Source organism: Arthrobacter sp. Hb9-2, assembly GCF_059091165.1.
Map to the genome: position 1 here is coordinate 59,058 of NZ_JBNHGJ010000008.1, position 19,519 is coordinate 78,576.

Annotated in this window: 24 protein-coding genes; 12 read left to right on the plus strand and 12 right to left on the minus strand. The window is 64.9% G+C overall.

Features of this window, described 5'->3' with window-relative positions:
• The first annotated feature begins 9 nt into the window (after positions 1–9).
• Positions 10–1,014: a thioredoxin-disulfide reductase gene (gene trxB / locus AC5RV1_RS06870; RefSeq protein WP_493993993.1), complete on the plus strand. Its 1,005-nt coding sequence runs from the start codon at positions 10–12 to the stop codon at positions 1,012–1,014.
• A gap of 211 nt (positions 1,015–1,225) precedes the next feature.
• Entirely contained in the window at positions 1,226–2,605 is a 1,380-nt protein-coding gene (locus AC5RV1_RS06875) for an FAD-dependent oxidoreductase (protein WP_493993994.1), read from the plus strand.
• 76 nt (positions 2,606–2,681) lie between these two features.
• Here the strand turns inward: AC5RV1_RS06875 and AC5RV1_RS06880 are convergent, their stop codons facing one another.
• Positions 2,682–2,879, minus strand: a complete 198-nt coding sequence (locus AC5RV1_RS06880; RefSeq protein WP_493947771.1) for a hypothetical protein — start codon at positions 2,877–2,879, stop codon at positions 2,682–2,684.
• Positions 2,880–3,183: 304 nt separating this feature from the next.
• Positions 3,184–3,921, minus strand: a complete 738-nt coding sequence (locus AC5RV1_RS06885) for a GAF and ANTAR domain-containing protein (RefSeq protein WP_493993995.1) — start codon at positions 3,919–3,921, stop codon at positions 3,184–3,186.
• Positions 3,922–4,283: 362 nt separating this feature from the next.
• Here AC5RV1_RS06885 and AC5RV1_RS06890 point away from each other — a divergent pair, with 362 nt between their 5' ends.
• From AC5RV1_RS06890 to AC5RV1_RS06900, 3 genes are all read left to right on the plus strand, one after another.
• A complete protein-coding gene (locus AC5RV1_RS06890) occupies positions 4,284–4,541 on the plus strand; it encodes a hypothetical protein (RefSeq protein ID WP_458779613.1) in 258 nt (85 codons plus the stop codon).
• A gap of 2 nt (positions 4,542–4,543) precedes the next feature.
• The gene (locus AC5RV1_RS06895; protein ID WP_493947769.1) at positions 4,544–4,975 is read left to right on the plus strand and encodes a hypothetical protein; all 432 of its coding nucleotides are present in this window, start codon (positions 4,544–4,546) and stop codon (positions 4,973–4,975) included.
• Between the two features lie 120 nt (positions 4,976–5,095).
• Positions 5,096–5,827 carry a GAF and ANTAR domain-containing protein gene (locus tag AC5RV1_RS06900; RefSeq protein ID WP_493947768.1) on the plus strand — a complete coding sequence of 244 codons (732 nt, stop codon included), beginning with the start codon at positions 5,096–5,098 and terminating at the stop codon, positions 5,825–5,827.
• A 23-nt stretch (positions 5,828–5,850) separates the two neighbouring features.
• On the opposite strand, the gene AC5RV1_RS06905 is transcribed toward AC5RV1_RS06900, so the two are convergent.
• Positions 5,851–6,576, minus strand: coding sequence for a Type 1 glutamine amidotransferase-like domain-containing protein (locus AC5RV1_RS06905; protein ID WP_493993996.1), 726 nt, complete (start codon positions 6,574–6,576; stop codon positions 5,851–5,853).
• 99 nt (positions 6,577–6,675) lie between these two features.
• Here AC5RV1_RS06905 and AC5RV1_RS06910 point away from each other — a divergent pair, with 99 nt between their 5' ends.
• Positions 6,676–7,008, plus strand: a complete 333-nt coding sequence (locus AC5RV1_RS06910) for an ArsR/SmtB family transcription factor (protein ID WP_493947766.1) — start codon at positions 6,676–6,678, stop codon at positions 7,006–7,008.
• Between the two features lie 15 nt (positions 7,009–7,023).
• Positions 7,024–7,521: an SRPBCC family protein gene (locus tag AC5RV1_RS06915; RefSeq protein WP_493947765.1), complete on the plus strand. Its 498-nt coding sequence runs from the start codon at positions 7,024–7,026 to the stop codon at positions 7,519–7,521.
• Between the two features lie 60 nt (positions 7,522–7,581).
• On the opposite strand, the gene AC5RV1_RS06920 is transcribed toward AC5RV1_RS06915, so the two are convergent.
• Positions 7,582–8,106 carry a PaaI family thioesterase gene (locus tag AC5RV1_RS06920; RefSeq protein WP_493993997.1) on the minus strand — a complete coding sequence of 175 codons (525 nt, stop codon included), beginning with the start codon at positions 8,104–8,106 and terminating at the stop codon, positions 7,582–7,584.
• A 138-nt stretch (positions 8,107–8,244) separates the two neighbouring features.
• On the opposite strand from AC5RV1_RS06920, the gene AC5RV1_RS06925 reads away from it, so the two are divergent.
• A complete protein-coding gene (locus AC5RV1_RS06925) occupies positions 8,245–8,850 on the plus strand; it encodes a DnaJ family domain-containing protein (RefSeq protein WP_493993998.1) in 606 nt (201 codons plus the stop codon).
• Here the strand turns inward: AC5RV1_RS06925 and AC5RV1_RS06930 are convergent.
• Both AC5RV1_RS06930 and AC5RV1_RS06935 read right to left on the minus strand, forming a co-directional pair.
• Complete coding sequence (locus AC5RV1_RS06930) at positions 8,844–9,464, minus strand: GNAT family N-acetyltransferase (protein ID WP_493993999.1); 621 nt, start codon at positions 9,462–9,464, stop codon at positions 8,844–8,846. The two genes, AC5RV1_RS06925 and AC5RV1_RS06930, sit on opposite strands and share 7 nt — an antisense overlap.
• Positions 9,465–9,554: 90 nt before the next feature.
• Positions 9,555–11,732 (minus strand): transglycosylase domain-containing protein, encoded by a 2,178-nt coding sequence (locus tag AC5RV1_RS06935; protein ID WP_493994000.1) that lies wholly within the window; start codon positions 11,730–11,732, stop codon positions 9,555–9,557.
• Positions 11,733–11,911: 179 nt separating this feature from the next.
• Here AC5RV1_RS06935 and AC5RV1_RS06940 point away from each other — a divergent pair, with 179 nt between their 5' ends.
• Positions 11,912–12,538: a PadR family transcriptional regulator gene (locus AC5RV1_RS06940; protein ID WP_493994001.1), complete on the plus strand. Its 627-nt coding sequence runs from the start codon at positions 11,912–11,914 to the stop codon at positions 12,536–12,538.
• Here AC5RV1_RS06940 and AC5RV1_RS06945 read toward each other — a convergent pair.
• From AC5RV1_RS06945 to AC5RV1_RS06955, 3 genes are all read right to left on the minus strand, one after another.
• Positions 12,517–13,818, minus strand: coding sequence for an ammonium transporter (locus AC5RV1_RS06945; RefSeq protein ID WP_493994002.1), 1,302 nt, complete (start codon positions 13,816–13,818; stop codon positions 12,517–12,519). The two genes, AC5RV1_RS06940 and AC5RV1_RS06945, sit on opposite strands and share 22 nt — an antisense overlap.
• A 447-nt stretch (positions 13,819–14,265) precedes the next feature.
• Positions 14,266–15,060, minus strand: coding sequence for a carbon-nitrogen hydrolase family protein (locus AC5RV1_RS06950; RefSeq protein WP_493947758.1), 795 nt, complete (start codon positions 15,058–15,060; stop codon positions 14,266–14,268).
• Positions 15,061–15,174: 114 nt separating this feature from the next.
• Positions 15,175–15,411 carry a DUF2630 family protein gene (locus AC5RV1_RS06955; RefSeq protein ID WP_493947754.1) on the minus strand — a complete coding sequence of 79 codons (237 nt, stop codon included), beginning with the start codon at positions 15,409–15,411 and terminating at the stop codon, positions 15,175–15,177.
• A gap of 56 nt (positions 15,412–15,467) precedes the next feature.
• Between AC5RV1_RS06955 and AC5RV1_RS06960 the strand changes: the two genes are divergently transcribed.
• Entirely contained in the window at positions 15,468–15,866 is a 399-nt protein-coding gene (locus AC5RV1_RS06960; RefSeq protein WP_493947753.1) for a hypothetical protein, read from the plus strand.
• Between the two features lie 21 nt (positions 15,867–15,887).
• Here the strand turns inward: AC5RV1_RS06960 and AC5RV1_RS06965 are convergent, their stop codons facing one another.
• From AC5RV1_RS06965 to AC5RV1_RS06975, 3 genes are all read right to left on the minus strand, one after another.
• Entirely contained in the window at positions 15,888–16,223 is a 336-nt protein-coding gene (locus AC5RV1_RS06965) for a DUF202 domain-containing protein (RefSeq protein ID WP_493994003.1), read from the minus strand.
• 3 nt (positions 16,224–16,226) lie between these two features.
• Complete coding sequence (locus AC5RV1_RS06970) at positions 16,227–16,631, minus strand: YidH family protein (protein ID WP_493947751.1); 405 nt, start codon at positions 16,629–16,631, stop codon at positions 16,227–16,229.
• A gap of 106 nt (positions 16,632–16,737) precedes the next feature.
• Complete coding sequence (locus tag AC5RV1_RS06975; RefSeq protein ID WP_493994004.1) at positions 16,738–17,097, minus strand: YnfA family protein; 360 nt, start codon at positions 17,095–17,097, stop codon at positions 16,738–16,740.
• Positions 17,098–17,151: 54 nt separating this feature from the next.
• Here AC5RV1_RS06975 and AC5RV1_RS06980 point away from each other — a divergent pair, with 54 nt between their 5' ends.
• Together AC5RV1_RS06980 and AC5RV1_RS06985 are read left to right on the plus strand one after the other, a co-directional pair.
• Positions 17,152–18,186, plus strand: a complete 1,035-nt coding sequence (locus tag AC5RV1_RS06980) for an LLM class flavin-dependent oxidoreductase (RefSeq protein ID WP_493994035.1) — start codon at positions 17,152–17,154, stop codon at positions 18,184–18,186.
• A gap of 223 nt (positions 18,187–18,409) precedes the next feature.
• Positions 18,410–19,507: a ferredoxin reductase gene (locus AC5RV1_RS06985; RefSeq protein ID WP_493947749.1), complete on the plus strand. Its 1,098-nt coding sequence runs from the start codon at positions 18,410–18,412 to the stop codon at positions 19,505–19,507.
• Positions 19,508–19,519: the final 12 nt, after the last annotated feature.

Here is a 19,519-nt window from a genome sequence, read left to right on the forward strand (position 1 = left end):
GAATCCGCCGTGACTATTACCTCGAACACCCAGCACGCCGCCACGGAGCAGTTGATCATTATCGGTTCCGGCCCGGCCGGGTACACTGCGGCGATCTACGCTGCCCGGGCGGGCCTGGAGCCGCTGGTGCTGGCCGGGTCCGTGACGGCAGGCGGTGCGCTGATGAACACCACCGAGGTGGAGAATTTCCCCGGCTTCCCGGGCGGGATCCAGGGGCCGGAGCTGATGGACGGGCTGCAGGAGCAGGCTGAGAAGTTCGGCGCGAAAGTAGTGTTCGACGACGTCACGGAGGTTGCGCTGGCCGGTCACCTGAAGACGGTGGTCACCGGCGGCGGCGAAACCCACCGTGCCCCGGCGGTCATCCTTGCCACCGGTTCCGCGTACAAGGAACTCGGGCTGCCGGAGGAGAAGAAGTTCAGCGGCCATGGCGTGTCCTGGTGTGCCACCTGCGACGGGTTCTTTTTCCGGGAACAGGACATCATCGTGGTGGGCGGCGGGGACTCGGCCATGGAGGAAGCGATGTTCCTGACCCGGTTCGGGAAGTCCGTGACCGTCGTCGTACGCAAGGGCGAGTTGCGCGCCTCACGGATCATGGCGCAGCGGGCCAAGGACAACCCCAAGATCAATTTCGCCTGGAACTCTGCCGTCACGGCCATCCATGGTGACGGCAAGGTCTCCGGGGTGACGCTGACGGATACACGCACGGGTGAGACCCGGCGCCAGGACGCCACGGGGATTTTTGTTGCGATCGGCCACGTGCCGCGCACCGAACTGCTGACCGGGCAGGTGGACCTCGACGAGGACGGCTACATCAAGGTCGATTCGCCCACCACCGTCACCAACCTCTCCGGCGTGTTTGCCTGCGGCGACGCGGTAGACCACCGGTACCGCCAGGCCATCACCGCCGCCGGCACGGGCTGCGCCGCTGCCCTGGACGCCGAACGCTACCTCGCCGCGCTGGAGGATGCGGACAGCATCGCCACCGCCCTGGTCGAGGAACCAACCCACAGCTAGGACCCGGAACAGGGGGGAGGGGGTGAGCGGAATGACGACAGGATGCTGCGGCGACTCCGGTTGCTGCGACGACGATCAGGACTGCTGCTAGCAGCCCTCCCTCCTCCCAACCGGGTAGCGCCGCGCGTCGTTATGAGCTGCCAGAAGGACCCCTAGCGTCACCCGGTTGGGCCGCCGAGCGCCAAACCTACGGATGAGACAGAGGAAAAGCATGGAATCAACAAAGGCCCTTCCCGTTGCCGTGATCGGCGCCGGCCCCGTAGGGCTGGCCGCCGCGGCCCACCTGCTGGAGCGCGGCCTGGAGCCGCTGGTCTTCGAAGCTGGCCCGACGGCGGCCACGGCCATTGACCGGTGGCGCCACATCCGCTTGTTCTCACCGTGGCGGTTCAACCTCGACGCCGCCGCCCTCCGCCTGCTCGAGGCCAACGGTTGGCAGGCTCCCCGACTTACAGCTTTGCCCTACGGCGGCGAGCTGGTGGACAACTACCTCACCCCGCTGGCGGCGCTGCCGGAGATTTCCTCCCGGCTGCAGACGGGCGCCCGCGTTGCGGCCATCGGCAGGCAGGGCCTGGACAAAACCCACGTACGCAACCGCGACACTGCGCCGTTCCTGGTCCGGGTGGAGCACGCAGACGGCGAAACCCGCGATCATTCTGTGGCGGCAGTCATCGATGCGTCCGGCACCTGGTCGAGCCGCAACCCGCTGGGCGCATCCGGGCTGCCCGCGCTCGGCGAGGACGCGGCGGGAGACCGGATCTCAGAACCGCTGCCCGACGTCACGGGACGGGACAGGGCAGACTTCGCGGGGCGCCGGGTCCTGGTGGTGGGAGCCGGGCACTCCGCTGCCAACACCCTCATCAGCCTGGCCGAGCTCGCGAAGGACGAACCAAAGACCAGGATTCTCTGGGCCGTACGGGGAGCCTCCGCAGAGAAGGTCTACGGCGGCGGTGACGCGGACGGCCTGCCGGCGCGGGGACAACTCGGCGCCCGGGTGCGGCGCCTGGTGGAGGCCGGCAGGATCGAACTTTTGACGGGCTTTGGTATCGCCGCTTTGAACGACGCACCCGCGGGGGTCAGCGTGCACGCCGTGGACGGCCGCATTGTGGAGGCAGACATCGTTATTCCCTGCACCGGCTTCCGCCCGGACCTGGCGATCCTGCGGGAACTCCGGCTGGACCTGGATCCTGCCGTGGAAGCTCCCCAACAGCTGGGCCCGCTGATCGATCCGGAGTTCCACTCCTGCGGCACCGTTCCGCCGCACGGCGCAAAGCTGCTGGCCCACCCGGACAAGAACTTTTTCATTGTGGGCATGAAGTCCTACGGCCGGGCGCCCACGTTTCTCCTCGCTACGGGTTACGAGCAGGTCCGGTCCGTGGTGGCTGCCTTGGCCGGAGACCGCGAAGCCGCGGACCAAGTCCAGCTCGAACTCCCGGAAACGGGAGTGTGTTCCACTGACGCCAGCAGCAGGTGTGACGTTCCTGCCCCGGCCGCTGCTCCTGCGGACGGGGAGGGCGCCTGCTGTGCAGCCCCGGAGCCGGCGCTGGTGGGCTTCCCCACCGGGCTGTCCCATGGCCGCTCGGCCAGCAACTGAAACACCGCAAAAGCGGGAAAGCGGGCGACGCCGGAACCTCCCGCCGTCGCCCGCTTTTCCCTAAGGGGTGGTGGACCTACACGGAGGCCAGCGCGCGGTCTTCGCCGCGCACGCTCAGCGTAAAGGTGTTGGGTCCGCTGCAGGTAACGGCGATGCGGCAGGTGGTGGTGTTATGGCGCGCGGAAAGGTCGCTGACCGCGGTGTCCAAGGTGTGGTGGAGGGCCGACCGGTCCCAGATCTTCAGGGTCACGGAGTCATTGGCATCGAACGTCATTATTCAACTTCCATTTCATGCGGTTGGCGGCCCGGAGTCTTCATTGCCCGGACCGTGTCCTCGTCGGTGAGGACGGACTGCAGGTGGGAAAGCGCATTCCCGTACTTCCATGGTGCAGGTTGCTGCGGGGATTGGCAACCGTAGCGGGGCTGATGTGATCAAGCACACGGGACTGCCGGGAGTGTTGTCCGGAAGCCACAGACCCTGCTTTTCCATGGTGCCCGGAGCCGGGTGCGAGTCACAACCAATATGCGAATTGTTGCAGGTGAGACTCGTCACCTTCCGGTAGCGGGGGGAGGCGGCGCTACTCGTCGAAGTAGGTGACGATCTGCTGCTCGCCCGAAATGGACCTGATGACGGAAGCCGCTACATCCCGAAGCTCGATGTTGCGGGTGTTGGAGACCCTGGTGAGGATCTGGAATGCAGTGTCGCGGCTGCACCTGTTTTCGGCCATAATTGCGCCAACCGCCATGTCGATGACGGCGCGGGACTGCATGGCCGACGCGAGGTCGCTCCTGGCCTCGCTGAGCTGCGTGAGGCGAAGCACCAGCCGCACCGAACTTGCGGCCTGGCTGGCGAAGGCTTCCACGGTGGACACATCGTCCTCGGAAAATCCATTGCTCCGGCCGGAGTAGAGGTTGAGGACCGCTTCTGCCTCGCCGGCCAGGTCCAGCGGTACCGCAAGGATAGAGGAAACGCCACGCTCCCTGGCGACCTTCAGGTACGGAGCCCAGCGCCCCTCGGTGGCAAGATCCGATACCAGGACAGTGGTTCCGGCCCGGAGCGCCGTCAGGCAGGGTCCGTCCCCGCACCCGTTCTGCAACTCGTCCAAGGCATGGGCTGCCGCGTCGCTGCTGGCTACTGCTTCGGCTCTCTTGCGCCGGATGACAGTGACTCCCGAATGGATGCGGTTGTCAGGGGAGGACAGCCTTGAAGAGGCAATCACCGCTAAGTCCGTAAGGAAGCCGACGACATCCCGGCTGTCCAGGACCAGTTCCTGCAGCCACATCTCCCCATCCGGAGGTCTACTGTTCTGGGCCACTAGCCCTCGATCCTCGATGCGAAATGGCCTCGGCCACTCGTTGACCGGGGTATTCAACCTCTGGATTTCCCCGTCATCCCGAAATCTCCTGCTACTGACACTACGCTCGTGCAAGTTCTATTGATACGCCCGGTCCTTCTGCCTTCATCGTCCGGCCCGGTTGGCTGTCCGCCGCGGGCGTCCAGGCTTTCCAGTACTACGGGTGCTTAACGCTGCTGGACAGCAGGGCGGCGAGTGCGTAGATTCTAAGTGGCGGGCGCCACATGACTGGGACGCTCCCCCTCCGGGGCACGTGCAGGGCCAGCAGGAGGAACCGCTGTAGCAACACGGCGGATGGATGCACACAGCGAAAGAGAGCCATCATGGCTGCCTCGCATTTCTCAACCTTTCTTGCCGAAGCCACAGTTCCCGAATTCGACACGGACTGTCCTATGTCCGCCGACTGCCTTTACGGCCTATATGTCAGCTGGTGCTTCCTTCACGGCCTGGAAGCGAAACCGGACATTACCTTCCGCGCGGCAATGCACCGGGCCGGCGTAGACGTTCATGACAGCAGGCTCCGGATGGTTGGTCCGGCAGCTGCCGACTACATTCTGTCCAGCTACCCCGCTGCGGCCTGACCATGTCGATCCATCCCGAGGGTCCCAACAACGGCGTTAGGGGGGAGCAGGCTGAGGACTATCCCCTCATCTGCACCAAGTGCGGATCGGACCGCCACTTGGCCCTGCACTCCATCGCGGCGCTCACCCCTCCTGCCAGCGATTCCGTGGAAGTGGGTTACTCCTGCAGGACGTGTAGGAACCATTACCTCCACCGGGCGGGCGTTGTTGCTGTTGCCGCAGTCCTGAACCGGGTCCGGAGCCCGGAGGACGTGCTCTCCTTCGGTGGGCACTACATCCACTGCGGGCAGCCCATGCAGAAGACGGGCTCGGAACTCCGCCGCCTTTATGCGCCTGCCACTACTGACCAGGACCTGGCAGACGCCTTGGATGTATACCTCACAACGCAGGTACTGCACTGTCCATGCGGTTTCCAGATTGAGCTGCCTGAATAGGCCTTCGGCTCTCGTCTCGAGAAGTATCCGTTCGGCATAAAGTTAATCGGGATGGAGGTCCCCCTGCTTCATGTAGGTCAACAGGCGCCTCTTTCGTGGGCCGGGACATAGGATAGGCCCATGTCGAATTCATCTGGGAGCGAGCCTGCGGCGCAGCTCCAGAGCATCCTGGTGGGCACGGAAGATGCAACTGAATTTCTCTCCGGGCTCTCCAAGCTGGCCGCCGCGGCGGTATCCGAGGCGGCCGGCGACGAGGTCGAATGCGCAGTTACCGTCAAGCTGAGGCGCAAGCCCTCTACTGCCGCGGGGAGCAGCGAACGCGCGATCGAGCTGGATCAGCTGGAGCAGGCGGTGGGTGACGGTCCCTGTATCAAGGCACTCAGGGACATGTCCCCCGTGATCATCGACGACGTCGCGACGGATCTGAGGTGGCCGGAGCTGAGCCGGAAATTCGCCGAGGCGGGCGTCTATAGCTCCCTGGGCGTACCACTGGAGATCAGTGACGGAGCCAGCGCGGCACTGAACTTTTTTGCTTCCAAGCCCGGTGCCTTCACCCCAAATGTCTACGACAAGGCCCTGGGCTTTGCTGCGGCCGCCCACAGCACACTCCAACTGTCTATCCGCATCAAATCGGCGCAAAGCCGTGCGGATGACCTGGAGGCAGCCATGGAAAGCCGGACCGCCATCAACCTGGCGTGCGGTGTGATCATGGCGCAGAACAGGTGCTCCCAGTCGGAAGCGATGGAGATTCTGACAAAGGTCTCCAGTAACCGCAACCGCAAGCTGCGTGATGTCGCAACCGAACTGATCGAACAGCTGTCCGGCACCAGCATCCAGACGCACTTCGACTAGTCAGCCACTCAGGCGGTGCTGGCTCAGTTGCCCTGCGAGCGGAGGGAAATGCCGCAGCCTGTGCCGGTCCTGCGGATATCCCAGCAGTGGCCGCTGCCGATCACCTCGAACTCCACGTCGCCGGCGTTGGGCAGGACAAGCGCCGTGTTCTCGTCCACCGCCACGGCCCTGTCCACGAACCCCGCGGCGACGGCACCGACGGCCCTGCTGAGGGTCCCGGCCTGGGCTGCGTGGACGTCCACGGCGAATGGAACGAGCCCCAGTCCGTCGCGCACATCGATCTCGTCGAGGTCCTCGGAGCACTCCTCGCCACACACTTCGACGCCGCTAATCCGGTAGCCGCCCATAATGCCCCTGCGGGGCGCAACCATGGCGCCGGCGGAAAACCCAAGGTAGGGGACGCCGTCGGCCACTCTTGCCGCAACCGCACCAGCGCAGTCCCGAATCCCTTCGAGGTATGCGGGGGTCAGTCCGCCGCCCACCACCACTGCGTCAGCGTCATCGAAAGCCGCCGGATCCGCCGGGCTGCCAGCACGCAGCAGGACCGGTGCCACCTCGCAGGAGGTCAGGGATTGAAGCGGCCCGGCGTAATCCTGCAGCACACTTCCAGGGTTTCCGCCGCGGTGGTGCACCACAACGGCGATCCGGCGCAGCTGGCTGCGGTGCCCGGGAATGTCCTTGACGAAACGCTCAAACACTTCCGGGAAGGAGTGGTAGTCCGGTCCGCCACCGGCCAGGAAAATGCCCATGGGCAACAAGATACAGTGCGTGCCTGAGCCTGATGGGCCGGAAACAGGCATTCCACGAAGTATTGACACCTCCTTCAAGCGGGACTATCGTACAACCAAATGGTTGTAGATCAGCTCCGTGAAACCGAACTTGACCGCCTTTTCCAGGCGTTCGCCGATTCCACCCGGCGGGATATCGTCCGCCGGGTGACGGTCGGAGAATACACGGTCTCCGGCCTCGCGGGCCTTTACGCCATGAGTTTCGCCGCCGTCCAAAAGCACGTTGCGGTGTTGGAGCGCGCCTCCCTGGTCACCAAGGAAAAGCGCGGAAGGGAGCAGATCGTGCGGGGTAACCATGAAGGGCTGCAGAAAGCCCGCCGCCTGCTCGATGAGTACGAGGCGATTTGGCACCAGCGCGTAAGCCGGATCGCTGACATTCTGGCCGAAGGATAAGGAAAGGTTTCTGCAATGCCGGTCATCAGTTCCACCAAGAATCTTGAAGCGCTGAGCTTCACGCTGATCGCAGAATTTGATGCGGACATCCATCGGGTCTGGCAGATCTGGGAAGACCCGCGCCAGCTGGAACGCTGGTGGGGCCCGCCTACCTGGCCGGCCACCTTCGAGGAGTTCGACTTCCGCTCAGACGGCAAGGCCAGCTACTACATGAGCGGTCCCGAGGGCGAAAAGGCCCGCGGATGGTGGCGCTTCACCACCATCGATGGCCCCAAGAGGCTTGCCTTCGACGACGGATTTGCCGATGACAACGGCCAGCCCGTGGATGCCTTGGGAACCACCCACGCCACCGTCAACCTGGAGGGCATTGGCGACCGCACCAGGATGACGATCGTCTCCTCATTCGAGTCGGAGGAGCAGATGGAGCAGATGGTCCAGATGGGCATGGAGGAAGGCATGAGGGAGGCCGTCGGACAGATCGACGCCATCCTTTCCGAACACGCCAACGCCTGAGCGGCTAAGCCGGCACGCAACAAGGGGCGTACGACGGCGGGACCTCCCGCCGTCGTACGCCTAGGCCATTCCTGGGGCGGCGCCCGCGGCAATGACGAGGAGCGAGCTCGTGGCGGTGGCCAACAGCTCACCGGCCGGGCCAAGAATGCGTCCCTCGGCAAAGATGACGCGCTGCCCTTGCTTGACCACCGCTCCCTTGGCCCGAAGGGTTCCGTGGCGGGCCGTGATGGGGCGAAGGTAGCTGACGGAAAGGTCAATGGAGGTGTAGCCGAACCCTGCCGCCAAAGTACTGTGGGCGGCGCACCCGACCACCGTATCCAGGAGCGTGCACGCCAGGCCGCCGTGCACTACACCCAGAGGGTTGTAATGCGCTTCAGTGGGCCTGCATTCAAACTCCACCCGGCCGGACTCCACCGCCACAAGAGCCAGGTTCATCAGTGCTGCCATGGGCGGCCGCGGAATAGCCCCGTCACGCATTCCGGAGAGGAACTCAAGACCGGACATCCGCGGGAGGTGTGCCAGCCCCACTCGGGGATCCACCCAGCGAAAGGTTTCCGCCCGCTCTGCTGATCCGCTGGAATCCATGGACGTGCTCCTCTTCGATCGGCCGGCCTGAACAGCTTAAACCTCTCGCCCGAAGTGATCCACGGCTGGCGTTGAAGCCGACGAAAAGCTTCTGAATACTGGAAGGAAGGATCATTCCGACGTGAGGCGGTGGCAGTGATGAGCAGCGGTGCGGAGGACTTGCGGAAACGCCTGGAGCGGGCAGCGGAAGTCCGGTCCTACCGGGGAGCCGGCATCAGCGCCGAGGAAGAGGCGGCGCTCGACGCCCTCGATGCCCGGGAGCGGGAGAAGCGCCGGAAGGTGAGCGATGCTGCCAGGGCGGAATATCTGGTCCGGGATGCCATGGCGCAAGGAAAGTTCGACAACCTCAAGTACGCCGGCAAACCGATTCCGGGTTTGGGGGAGTCCTACGATCCTGACTGGTGGGTCAAGGGCCTCATTCAGCGGGAAAACATCAGCGGCCTCGGTCCGGCGGCCATCCTGCTCCGAACCGAGGACGCCGAGCTGGAGGCCAAGCTCGATGCCCAGTACATGGAGCACCAGGTCCGCGACATCCTGCAGGATTTCAACCGCCGGGTCATCGACGCGCGGCGCCAGCTGCAGGGCGGGCCGCCGGTCATCACCAAGACCCGGGACGTGGAGGAGGAGGTGCGGCGGTGGCGCGAACGCCGGGCAGCCTCGCAGGTTCCCCAGGCTGAGGTTGAGCCGGAAGCGCCCCGCTCGTGGTGGCGGCGGTTATGGAAAGGGACGGGCCCCGCTTACTGATCAGGCCGGCGGACGACGCCGGTGCTGGCCGCCGTCGTTCGGCTGGTTTTGGCGGGTGTACTACTTGGATGGGGTGCTTTCGCCTCGAAAAGCTCGCAGCGTGCGTTGTAGTACTTGTCGGTCTGGCCCAGGTGGGTCATGCCGATCCGTGCGCAGACCCGCTGTGAAGCGGTGTTGGCCGGGGCCGTGACTGCCACAACTTTGTCCAGCCCGCTGTCCAATGCGTAGGCGAGGACCGCGGCCGCCGCCTCTGTTGCGTAGCCGTTTCCCCAGTGATCGGGATGGAAGTGCCAGCCAATCTCGGTATCACCGGAAGGCTGCAGGGGCAGGGATCCGCTGGACGCCGGGATGGATTTCAGGAGCAGCGTCCCGGTGAGGCGCGCCGGCTTCAGCTCCACTGCCCAGATGCCGTGGACGGGGTGGGCCATGTCCTGCTGGCCGATGCTCCGCCAGATCCGAATGCGGTCCTCGGCTTCGGCACGGTCCCGCATCACCCGTGGATGGTTGCCGATAAAGCGCTGTACCTCCCACCGCGAGTAGAGGTCCAGCACAAAGTCGGCATCCTCCGGTTCCCACTGGCGCAGGACCAGCCGCTTGGTCTCAAGCCTCTTCACCCCGCCAATCCTGCCAGAGACGTCCGGTTTGCAGTCCGTGGCCTGCGGTCAGATGCCCGCTGTCAGATGCCCGCTGTCAGCGGCTTGGGGTCAGCGGCTCGGGGTGGGTGGAGGGCTGGGGCTGGACATGGACGGCGGAGGCGCCGGGAACGGCGCAGCCGGATACAGCGGTGCCACATTCACCATGTAGTTGGCCCACTGCGGCCCGGCGATCATAAAACCATCCAGCCGGGGGTAGAAGGTGCCGTTGATGGTGACGTTCTGCCCTGGGCGCTTCTGGCCTTCGAGCGCATCCCCGAAGAAGGAAGCCGTGGAAAGACCCGTGGTGTAGCCCACCACCCAGGTGGCCCCGTTGTTGTTCGAGGTTCCGGTCTTTGCCGCCACGGGAACCTTGTCCTGGACCTTGGGATTGATCCAAACTCCGGAACCCACCTTCATCACGTCCTGCAGCACGGAGTTCACACCACGGGCCACGTCCGGCTTCACTGCATCCCGGCAATCGACGGTCTGGGCCGGAAGTTTCCCTCCGACGGCGTCAGTTACGTCCAGCAGGGCGATGGGTGCGCAGTATTTGCCGTCCGTGGCGAAGGTGGCAAAGGCGTTCGCCATATGTAGCGGCGCCACGTTGGTGGCACCCAGGAGGTTGCCCAGCTGGTGCATGTTGATGGGGGAACCGTCGTGGCCGCTGTGCAGGCCCACGGCGTCCACCATCTTCTGGATGCCGCAGAAGTCCAACTGGGTGGCGGAAGCGAAGGTAGCGGTGTTGATGGAGTTGTAAAGGCCGTAGTTGATGGGCATCTTCCGGTAGAAGCCCTCTTCAGCGTTCTGGAGGTCATCTGCCGCGCCCAGTTCGGGGTTGTTCTGGGCCGTGCTGTAGGCGCCCAGCACCTTTCCGCAACTGGACCGCCAGGGGAATCCCAGGGGGTAGACGCGCTTCGAGGCGTCCACCTCGGCATTCAGCGGCTTGCCCTCGTTCAGCCACTGGGCGAAGGTGAAAGGCTTCATGGTGGAGCCGGTCTGGAAGCCGCCGGCGCCGTTCAGGTCATTGCCCTGCGGGTCCTTTGCATCGACGTTGAAGTTCAGGTGGGTATCGAACTTGCCCGGCTCGGCCAGGAACACCGTGTTCTGCGCCATCGAAAGAATTCTTCCGCTGCCGGGCTGGACGGACACCAGGGCTGCTCCCCACCGGTCCGGATTGGGCCCTGCCGTACCGTCCACCTGTGACTGGGCTGCCGCCTGGAGCCTGCTGTCCAGGGTTGTGGTGATGGTGAGGCCGCCCCGGTAGAGCTTCCTCTCCCGTTCCTTCAGGGTGGGCCCATACGCGGGGTTGTTCAGGATGAGGTGCGAGATGTAGTCGCAGAAGTACGGCGCCATGGTGGCATTCGCACAACCCTGCCGCTCCGGGCTGATCTTCAGCTCGATGGGGGTGGCTACCGCCTGGTCATGCTCTTCCTGGGTGATCATCTCCTGCCGGAGCATCTCGCCGAGCACCTGGTCGCGGCGGACCACTGACTTCTCCGGGTTAAGCGCGGGGTTGTAGAACGTGGGGCTGTTCACCAGCCCGGCGAGCAGCGCGGACTGGGGAAGGTTAAGGTCCTTGGCGGTGCTGCTGAAGAAGTAGCGTGCGGCCGCCTCGATCCCATAGGCGTCGCTGTTGAAGAACACAATGTTCAGGTATCCCTCGAGGATCTGCTCTTTGGTGAACTTCTTCTCCAGGGCAACAGCCAGTTTCATCTCCCGCAGCTTGTCACCGATGTCCTTCTGGCCGCTGAGGATCACCTCATCCGGCCGGTCCTGCGAGAGCCTCGCCTCGTTGATCACGTTGGTGACGTACTGCTGGGTGATGGTGGATGCCCCCTGCTGGTCACCCTTCGTCAGGTTAGCCACCACCGCGCGGAGGATGCCTTGGGGATCGAGGCCTGCATGTTCATAGAACCTGCTGTCCTCAATGGCGATGACGGCGTCCTTGATGTAAGGCGACATCTGGTCCAGCGGGATCCTGACCCGGTTCTCCGCATAGAACGTTGCGATGGGCTGGCCATCCGAGGTGAGGACCTTGGTGGCTTGAGACGGCGGCTGGACCGTCAGCTCCTCCGGCAGGCTTTCGAAAAATCCGATGGAAGTGCTGACGCCGTACCCGGCAGCTGCAACGGACGGCACCACCAGGCTGGCGGCAAGCACTCCGCACATGGCGCTCGCCGCGAGGAATCCGAAAATGCTTCCCAGAATGGAACCGCGACCACGCCGTCGCTTCTTTTTATTCGCCATTTTTCAGCCCTCGAGCTTGAAGAGTGCAACCAGACTACGCCGTTGCCGAGGCTGTGAACCAGACATGGAAGATCATATTTCGGTCAATTCTTTCATTGACTCAGCGATAGTTAACGACATATCGTTAACTATCGCTGAAACCACGGCGAAGACTAACAGGACGAAAGGACGATGCCACGATGAAGGGCATTTCTTATGACGAGTTTTCAGGCCCCCAGTCTGATCGGGGCCGGTTTGAACGCGGCCGCGGCAGGCGTGGACCGCACGGGCACCGGGGTGGCGGCTTTGGCCCCGGGTTCGGAGCAGGATTCGGCGGCGGCTTTGGACCAGGTTTTGGGCCGGGCTTTGGATCGGGGTTTGGGCGCGGACCACGAAGGGCAAGCCGGGGTGACGTCCGCTCGGCCATCCTCTCGCTCCTGGGCGAAGCACCCTCAAATGGTTACGGACTGATCAAGGCGATTGCCGAAAAGACCGGAGGAGCCTGGCGGCCGAGCCCGGGATCAATCTATCCCACGCTGCAGCAGCTCGTGGACGAGGAGCTCATTACCGCGCTCAGCGAGGGCCGCGGGACCGAATTCACCCTCACCGACGCTGGAAGGGCCTGGGTGGCAGAGCATGCAGAGGAGATGGAAGCTGCGTGGAACTCCGGACCGGACAGCCCGGACCGGGACTTCCACCAGAGCATTGGGAAGCTGATGGGAGTTATTCACCAGTTCCGCACGGGGGTCACTGAAGAGCAGCGGGCAGCAGCCATTGAGAAGCTGGACGAGACCCGCCGGGCCCTCTACAAGATCCTGGCTGACTGACCAGCAGGGGCGGGGGACTGCGCCATGGCGTGGGCCGCCGGGTTGAACGCGGCTCCCAGCTCCCCGAACGCGTAGGCGCTCTCAGCGTGCTCGGTCAGGTCAACTCCTGCAGTTTCGGCCTCGCGGGTGACCCGGAACCCGATGGTCTTGTTGATGGCCCGGCCAATAACCAGGGTCCCGATCCCGGACAGCAGCAGCGTGATCACCACAGCCACGGACTGGGCTACGAGCTGCTGGAAGCCGCCCCCGTAAAAGAGTCCGCCGCCCAGCCCGTCTACCGGGAGGGCGATGAAGCCGAGTGCCAGTGTCCCGATGAGTCCTGCGCCCAGGTGGACCCCCACCACATCGAGGGAATCATCCAGCCCGAACCGGTATTTGAGGTCCACGAAAACGGCGCAGGCTGCCCCGGCCACCAGGCCCAGGGCGATAGCGGCCACCGGGCTGATGTTGGCGCAGGACGGAGTGATGGCCACCAGCCCGGCCACCACTCCTGACGCTGCTCCCAGTGAGGTGGGGTGGCCGTGGCGGATCTTTTCCGTGGCCAGCCAGCTGAGCATCGCCGCCGCCGGAGTCACCAGGGTGTTGACCCAGATCAGGCCGGCCTGTTCGGCCGTCGTCGCTGCTCCGCCGTTGAAGCCAAACCAGCCAAACCACAGGATGGCGGCGCCCAGCATAATGAACGGGACGTTGTGCGGGCGGTGGTTGGGATCCTTGGCGAAACCGTGGCGCTGGCCCACAACCAGGGCCAGGACCAGGGCGGCCGTTCCGGAGCTGATCTCCACCACGGCGCCGCCGGCAAAGTCGATGACCTGCCCAAAAACAGCGGTGACGGCTCCATCGGCGCTCATCAGGCCGCCGCCCCAGATCATGTAGGCGAGCGGGCAGTAGACCACGGTGACCCAGACAGGAACGAACACTGCCCATGCGCCAAACTTGGCGCGGTCGGCGATGGCACCGCTGATCAGGGCCACCGTGATGATGGCGAAGGTGGCGCTGTACCCGGCCTTAATCAGGTCCGGGGAACCCATGAGGTTCTGCAGCCCGAAGCTGGCGAAGGGATTGCCGAAGATGCCCAGCACGCCGTCGCCGGTTGTCATGGAGTAGCCCCAGAGAACCCACACCACCCCGACGATGCCGGCGGAAATGAAACTCATCATGATCATGTTCAAGGCGGCTTTGGCGCGCGTCATGCCGCCGTAGAAGAGGCCGAGCCCGGGCGTCATCAGCAATACCATCGCGGCTGAAATCATCAGCCAGACATGTTGGGCAGTGATCTCCACCTGCGGGCCCCTTCGCGTTGCGCCTCGAAGCGGGGCGCTCTTGCCGGCCCTCGCATTTCCCCGCACTCCATTTTTCGGGTGGCGTGTTTCGGGAAACGGGCCTGGAAGTTGCGCTGGCGTTACAGAAAGGGCCGCTGTGTGAAGTCCCCGTGTCGAAAATGTTTCAACAGTGTAAACGGCGGCCATCGGCGAGGAGCCTGCGGACGTAATGCCCACTGGATTGCCTGGCGCGGGGCGGCGGGGTCAGGGGCGGAAGGTGAGAAGCCGCCGTCGCGCTCCCCGGCGGCAGGTTACAAGGCTGTAAACGCAGGCTCACCGCCTACGCGCGTTGAATTTCCCACGCATGGAAAACGACGACGGCGTGCCGCACGGAAAATGGGGCACGCCGTCGTCGTTCGCTGGCAAAGCCGGGGAGACCTACCCGGCCATCTTCCACCTCCAGGTGGATCAGAACTGGCGGGCGTTCGCCAGTACCGGAAGCTTGGTGCGCACCTCGTCCACTACCGAGGGATCGATATCGACGACGGCGAGTTCCGGCTTCCCGCCCAGCGCGGCTACTGCTGAGCCCAGCGGAGTGATGACAGCGCTGTGGCCGATGCCCGTGGGGGCAGTTCCAGCCGGTCCCGCGCCGATGGTCTCGGGGTCGCCCTGGCCGCAGGCCACCACGAAGGTGGTGCTGTCCAGCGCACGGGCCCGCACCAGCAGGTCCCACTGCTCCGCCTTGCCTTCCCCGGCGCCCCACGATGCGCAGACGATATTGACCTGGGCACCCGCGCGGGCGTTCGCCGTGAACAGGGCGGGGAAACGGACGTCGTAACAGGTGGCAAGGCCGAACACGGTGCCGTTGATTTCGAAGGTCACCGGGCTGGTTCCCGGGTCCACGGTCCTGGACTCCTGGAAGCCGAACGCGTCGAAGAGGTGCACCTTGTCGTATGACGTGTCCACGCTAGGGCCGGTGACCAGCAGCGTGTTGCGGACCCTGCCGTCCTTCCCCGGAGTGAACATCCCCGCTACGATCGCAATGTCCAGTTCCCTTGACAGAGCCCGGACCTTTTCCGCCCACGGTCCGTCCAAGGGCTCAGCGACGTCCGTCAATGTGTTCCCGAACGCTCGCATGGCAGCTTCGGGGAATACCACCAGCTCCGCGCCGGCAGCCTTTGCCTGGGTAGCGTAGTCCCGGATCAGCTCCAGGTTGGCGGCAGGGTCCGCACTGCTGATGATTTGGGCGACTGCTAGACGCATGGATAGCTCCAATCTGTTCCCCTGCGATACCGCTCCGGAGCAACGATACCGGCCGGGCCGTAAGCGCAAACAGCATCACGCTCCCTGCCCGGGCTGTGGGGCAAGCTTGAGGGGCTACTGCTTGTAGCCCTCAACTTCGCTGACGGGGCGGGCCTCGGCTTCGTTGGGGTTTTCGCCTGATTCTGCTTTGGCCCTGCGCTGGCGGAGCAGGTCCCAGCACTGGTCAAGGCTTTCCTCCACCTGCCTCAGCCTGGCCCGGTCCGGCGCCTGGCCGTCTCCGGATCCCTCGCGGAGTGTGTGCTCCTCCTCAACCAGGGCCTGGATGCGGCTCAAAAGATCCTCGTTGTTCATGTCTGCCCCTTTCGCCGGAAACGATTCCCTCAGGGTACGCCTGTACCATCAGAATCATGCCCACTGTGCTTGATATGGCAGGTCCAATCCTGGAAATGCTCACTTGGTTGTGCCTGCCCGCCGGGCTGGGATTGCTCTTCTACACCGGCTTCCTGCGCCGCTTTGTGCATCCGTGGGCCGTGGCCGAGGCTGTGGTGTACTCGGACAGCAGCGGCGTGGGCTTCCGCTGGTTCGACCGGAAGTACCAGGTGCACCACGCGCCAATGTCGCCACACGACATCAAAGACCTCGCAGTGGGCGATACCCTCCCGATCTACTACCATCCCAAGCGGCCCACGCAGTGGCAGATGGCAGCTCCGGAAGAGGCTGGAAAAACGGCGGCCGTGCTGGGCCGTTGCCTCACCGGTATCGGTGCCGTGGCGTTCCTCGCGGGGTTTGTCCTGCCGATGTTCTAGGGCAGGATCGCCGGGAGCCCTTCAGCCGGCAAGGACGACGCCGATGCCGAGGCCGCCCAACGCAACCCCCACAGTAGCCGTCCACAGCACAGCGGTGACGTCGGCGTCGACATTCTCCCTTGCAATGCCGCGTGAGCTGGCACTGTAGCGGCGGCGCTGCGTGAAGTAGATGGCTGCAGCCGCCCCCGCAGCGACGGCGAACAGCAACAGGATGGGCAGCCCGTGGGTAGGAAGCCAGCGCAGGAAGATCGCGCTGACTGTCACCAGCGCCATCATCGTCCTGCCCCAGGCGAGCGTGGTGCGCTCCGGCTGGAGGCCGGGATCGCGGTGACCCCCGGCCGGGTGCGTGGCCGTCACCGGTCAGCGCCAGAGGATGAAGACCAGCACGACGGCGGCCGCGACCGCCCCTGCCCCCGCAAGCAGCGGGACAATAAGCGGCAGCGGCAGCGGCGCCTTGTTGCGCATGCTTCGTTCCACCCGCAGCCACCGCACCGCCGCCCCCGCGCTCAGCAGCATGCCCAGCAGGAGCAGCACCACCGCCAGTCCTTTTCGGACGGGTTCCAGGAAAAGGTCCGCGGTGAAGGCCTCGATGGCAATGCCGCCGGCCAGGAGCGCCAAGGACGTTCGGATCCAGGCAAGGAAGGTGCGTTCATTCGCCAGGGTGAACCGCGGGTCCGGTTCCTCCCCGCCGGGCAGCAGCCGCTCGGCAATTTTCCCACGCGACGGCGGGGTGTTGGCCCTGGCGGGCTGCTCGCTGTTGGTCACGCTGCCAGTTTAGCCAGCGGTGTTGCCCTGGCCGCCTGCGGTGCGGGGCGGCAGCCGGTTAGCTTTCGTGCTGTGCGGCGCCCGCCCAGAGCAGGCTGTACTGGGATCAGCCCGCGTTCCGTGGCGCGAACATAATCACGGCAACGCCCAGCAGGCAGATGAGGGACCCGGCCACGTCCCAGCGGTCGGGGCGGAAACCGTCAAAGATCATGCCCCAGGCCAGCGAGCCGGCGACGAACACCCCGCCGTAGGCTGCCAGGATTCGGCCGAAGTGGGCGTCCGGCTGAAGCGTTGCCGCAAAACCGTAGAGGCCCAGGGCTATCACGCCCAGGCCGGCCCACCACCAGTCCTTGCCTTCGCGGACCGACTGCCATACCAGCCAGGCGCCACCGATTTCCGCGGCTGCTGCGATTGTGAACAGCACAACTGTTTTGGCGATGGTCGCAGCTTCTTCAGAAATACCCACCCGGCCATCATGCCAGCCGGGAATGCCCGCCGCCCCGCTGCAGTTGGGGCAGGTATGGAGCGCATCGGATTCCTTTCTTTCGGCCACTGGGGCCCCGGCCACGGTTCCCGCACCCGGACTGCGGGAGACGCCCTCCTCCAGGCCATTGACCTTGCAGTCGCTGCCGAGGAACTGGGGGTCAACGGGGCATTCTTCCGCGTCCACCATTTCGCCCGGCAGCAGGCCTCGCCGTTTCCCCTGTTGTCTGCCATTGGTGCACGGACGAGCCGGATCGAAATCGGCACCGGCGTGATCGACATGCGGTACGAGAATCCCTTGTATATGGCAGAGGAGGCCGCCGCGGCCGATCTCATCAGCGGGGGCCGGCTCCAGCTGGGGATCAGCCGCGGCTCACCGGAGCCCGCCCGGGAAGGGGCGGCTGCGTTCGGCTACCGCCCGCAGCCGGGAGAGACTGACGCGGACATGGCGCGCCGCCATACAGCCCTGTTCCGGAAAGCCATCAGCGGAGCCGGAGTGGCGGAAGCGGATCCCCGCTATGCCGGCGGTGCAACCGGCCTCCTGCCCGTCCAGCCGCAGTCGCCAGGCCTGGCCGAGCGCATCTGGTGGGGAGCCGGCAGCAGGAAGACAGCCGTCTGGGCCGCGGAACTGGGCATGAACCTGATGAGCTCCACCCTGCTCACAGAGGACACCGGCGTACCCTTCCATGAACTCCAGGCGGAGCAGATCCAGTTGTTCAAGGACGCCTGGGCTGCAGCCGGGCACCAGCACGCGCCCCGTATTTCGGTCAGCCGCAGCGTGCTTCCCATCGTGGACGAGGAGGACAGCCGCTACTTCGCGGGCAGTGCCCTGCGCGACAGCCGGGACCAGGTGGGCGTCATCGACGGTCTGACCGCCCGGTTCGGGAAAAGCTACGTGGGCGCCCCGGACTTCCTGGCCGAAGAACTCGCTGCGGACACAGCGGTACAGGCTGCAGACACCCTGCTGCTCACGGTCCCCAACCAGCTCGGCGTTGAGTTCAATGCCAAACTCCTGGGAAACGTCACCCGATATATCGCACCGGTACTAGGGTGGCGGGCGCCGTTCTCCTGACCAGCCGTAATGTCTCCGGTCATAATCAAATTTCTCGGCGGAAGCAGGGCTTTGACGATACAATAAGCATGCTTACTGAAATACGGGGAACCTTCCGCAGGCCGCAGCCGTTACTCTTATAGTGCGGCTTTGGGGGCTTAGCGCCCTTACTACAGCGTGACTGCGGAACGGTCATATGACGGAGAGAGAGAAATATGGCCCGCGCCCTTTTAGGCTTTAACCCATGATCCGGCTACGTCAGCTGGCCCAGGCGGCCTCAGTCCTCACAACGCCCTTGACCCCGGAGGACATCCTCGCGTTGTTCAATCCGGTCTACTCGGCGCGGCAGCTTCGTGGTGTGGTCACCCGCGTAGTGCAGGAGACGGCCCAGTCCGCAACCATCTTTTTCCGGCCCGGCCGCGGCTGGCACTCCCACTTGGCGGGCCAATGGGCGCGCATCGGCGTCGAACTCGATGGCGTCCGCCACTGGCGGTCCTACTCCCTGAGCGCCCCGGCGGGCAAGGACCCCGCCATCACTGTCACCGACGTCGGTGCAGTTTCCGGAACCCTAGTACGCACCACCCGCCCGGGCGACGTCCTGTTCCTGGCACCTCCGCAGGGTGACTTCGTGCTGCCGGAGCATCCCCGGCCCCTACTGATGGTGACTGCGGGCAGCGGCATAACTCCGGTGATGTCCATGATCCGCACCCTTGTTCCACGACGTCCTGATGCCGACGTCGTCCTGGTCCACTCAGCGCGCACCCCAGGTGACAGCCTCTTCCGCGAGGAACTTGCCGAGCTCGCCGACCAGTTCCCCAATTTCCGCCTTGCACACTGGTTTACCGGCGAGCAAGGCCGCATGGACCTGACCAACACCAAGCAGCTGGACGAGATCTGCCCGGACTGGAAGGACCGCGCGGCCTACGCCTGCGGGCCGGACAGCTTCCTGGACGACGCCGAGGCCCTGTGGAAGCGCGCAGCGCTGACCACCGCCGCCCCCGGCTCGGACGTCGCGGTGGCTGGCAGCGCCGGCAACCTCATGATCGAGCGCTTCAATACAACCTTCGAAGGCGGCGTCGGGCACGACGGCGGCCTGGTCACCTTTGAAGCTTCGGACCGTGAGGTGGAAGCCGACGGCGACACCCCCATCCTGGACGTCGGGGAGGACGCCGGCGTGCTGATGCCCAGCGGTTGTCGCATGGGCATCTGCCACAGCTGCCTCACCCCGCTCCTGTCAGGGCAGGTCCGGGACCTCCGAACCGGGGAAGTCCATGGCGAACCCGGCCAACTGATCCAAACGTGTGTCTCGGCAGCCGCCGGACCCGTCAACCTCGAAATCTGAGGAGCACCAGGT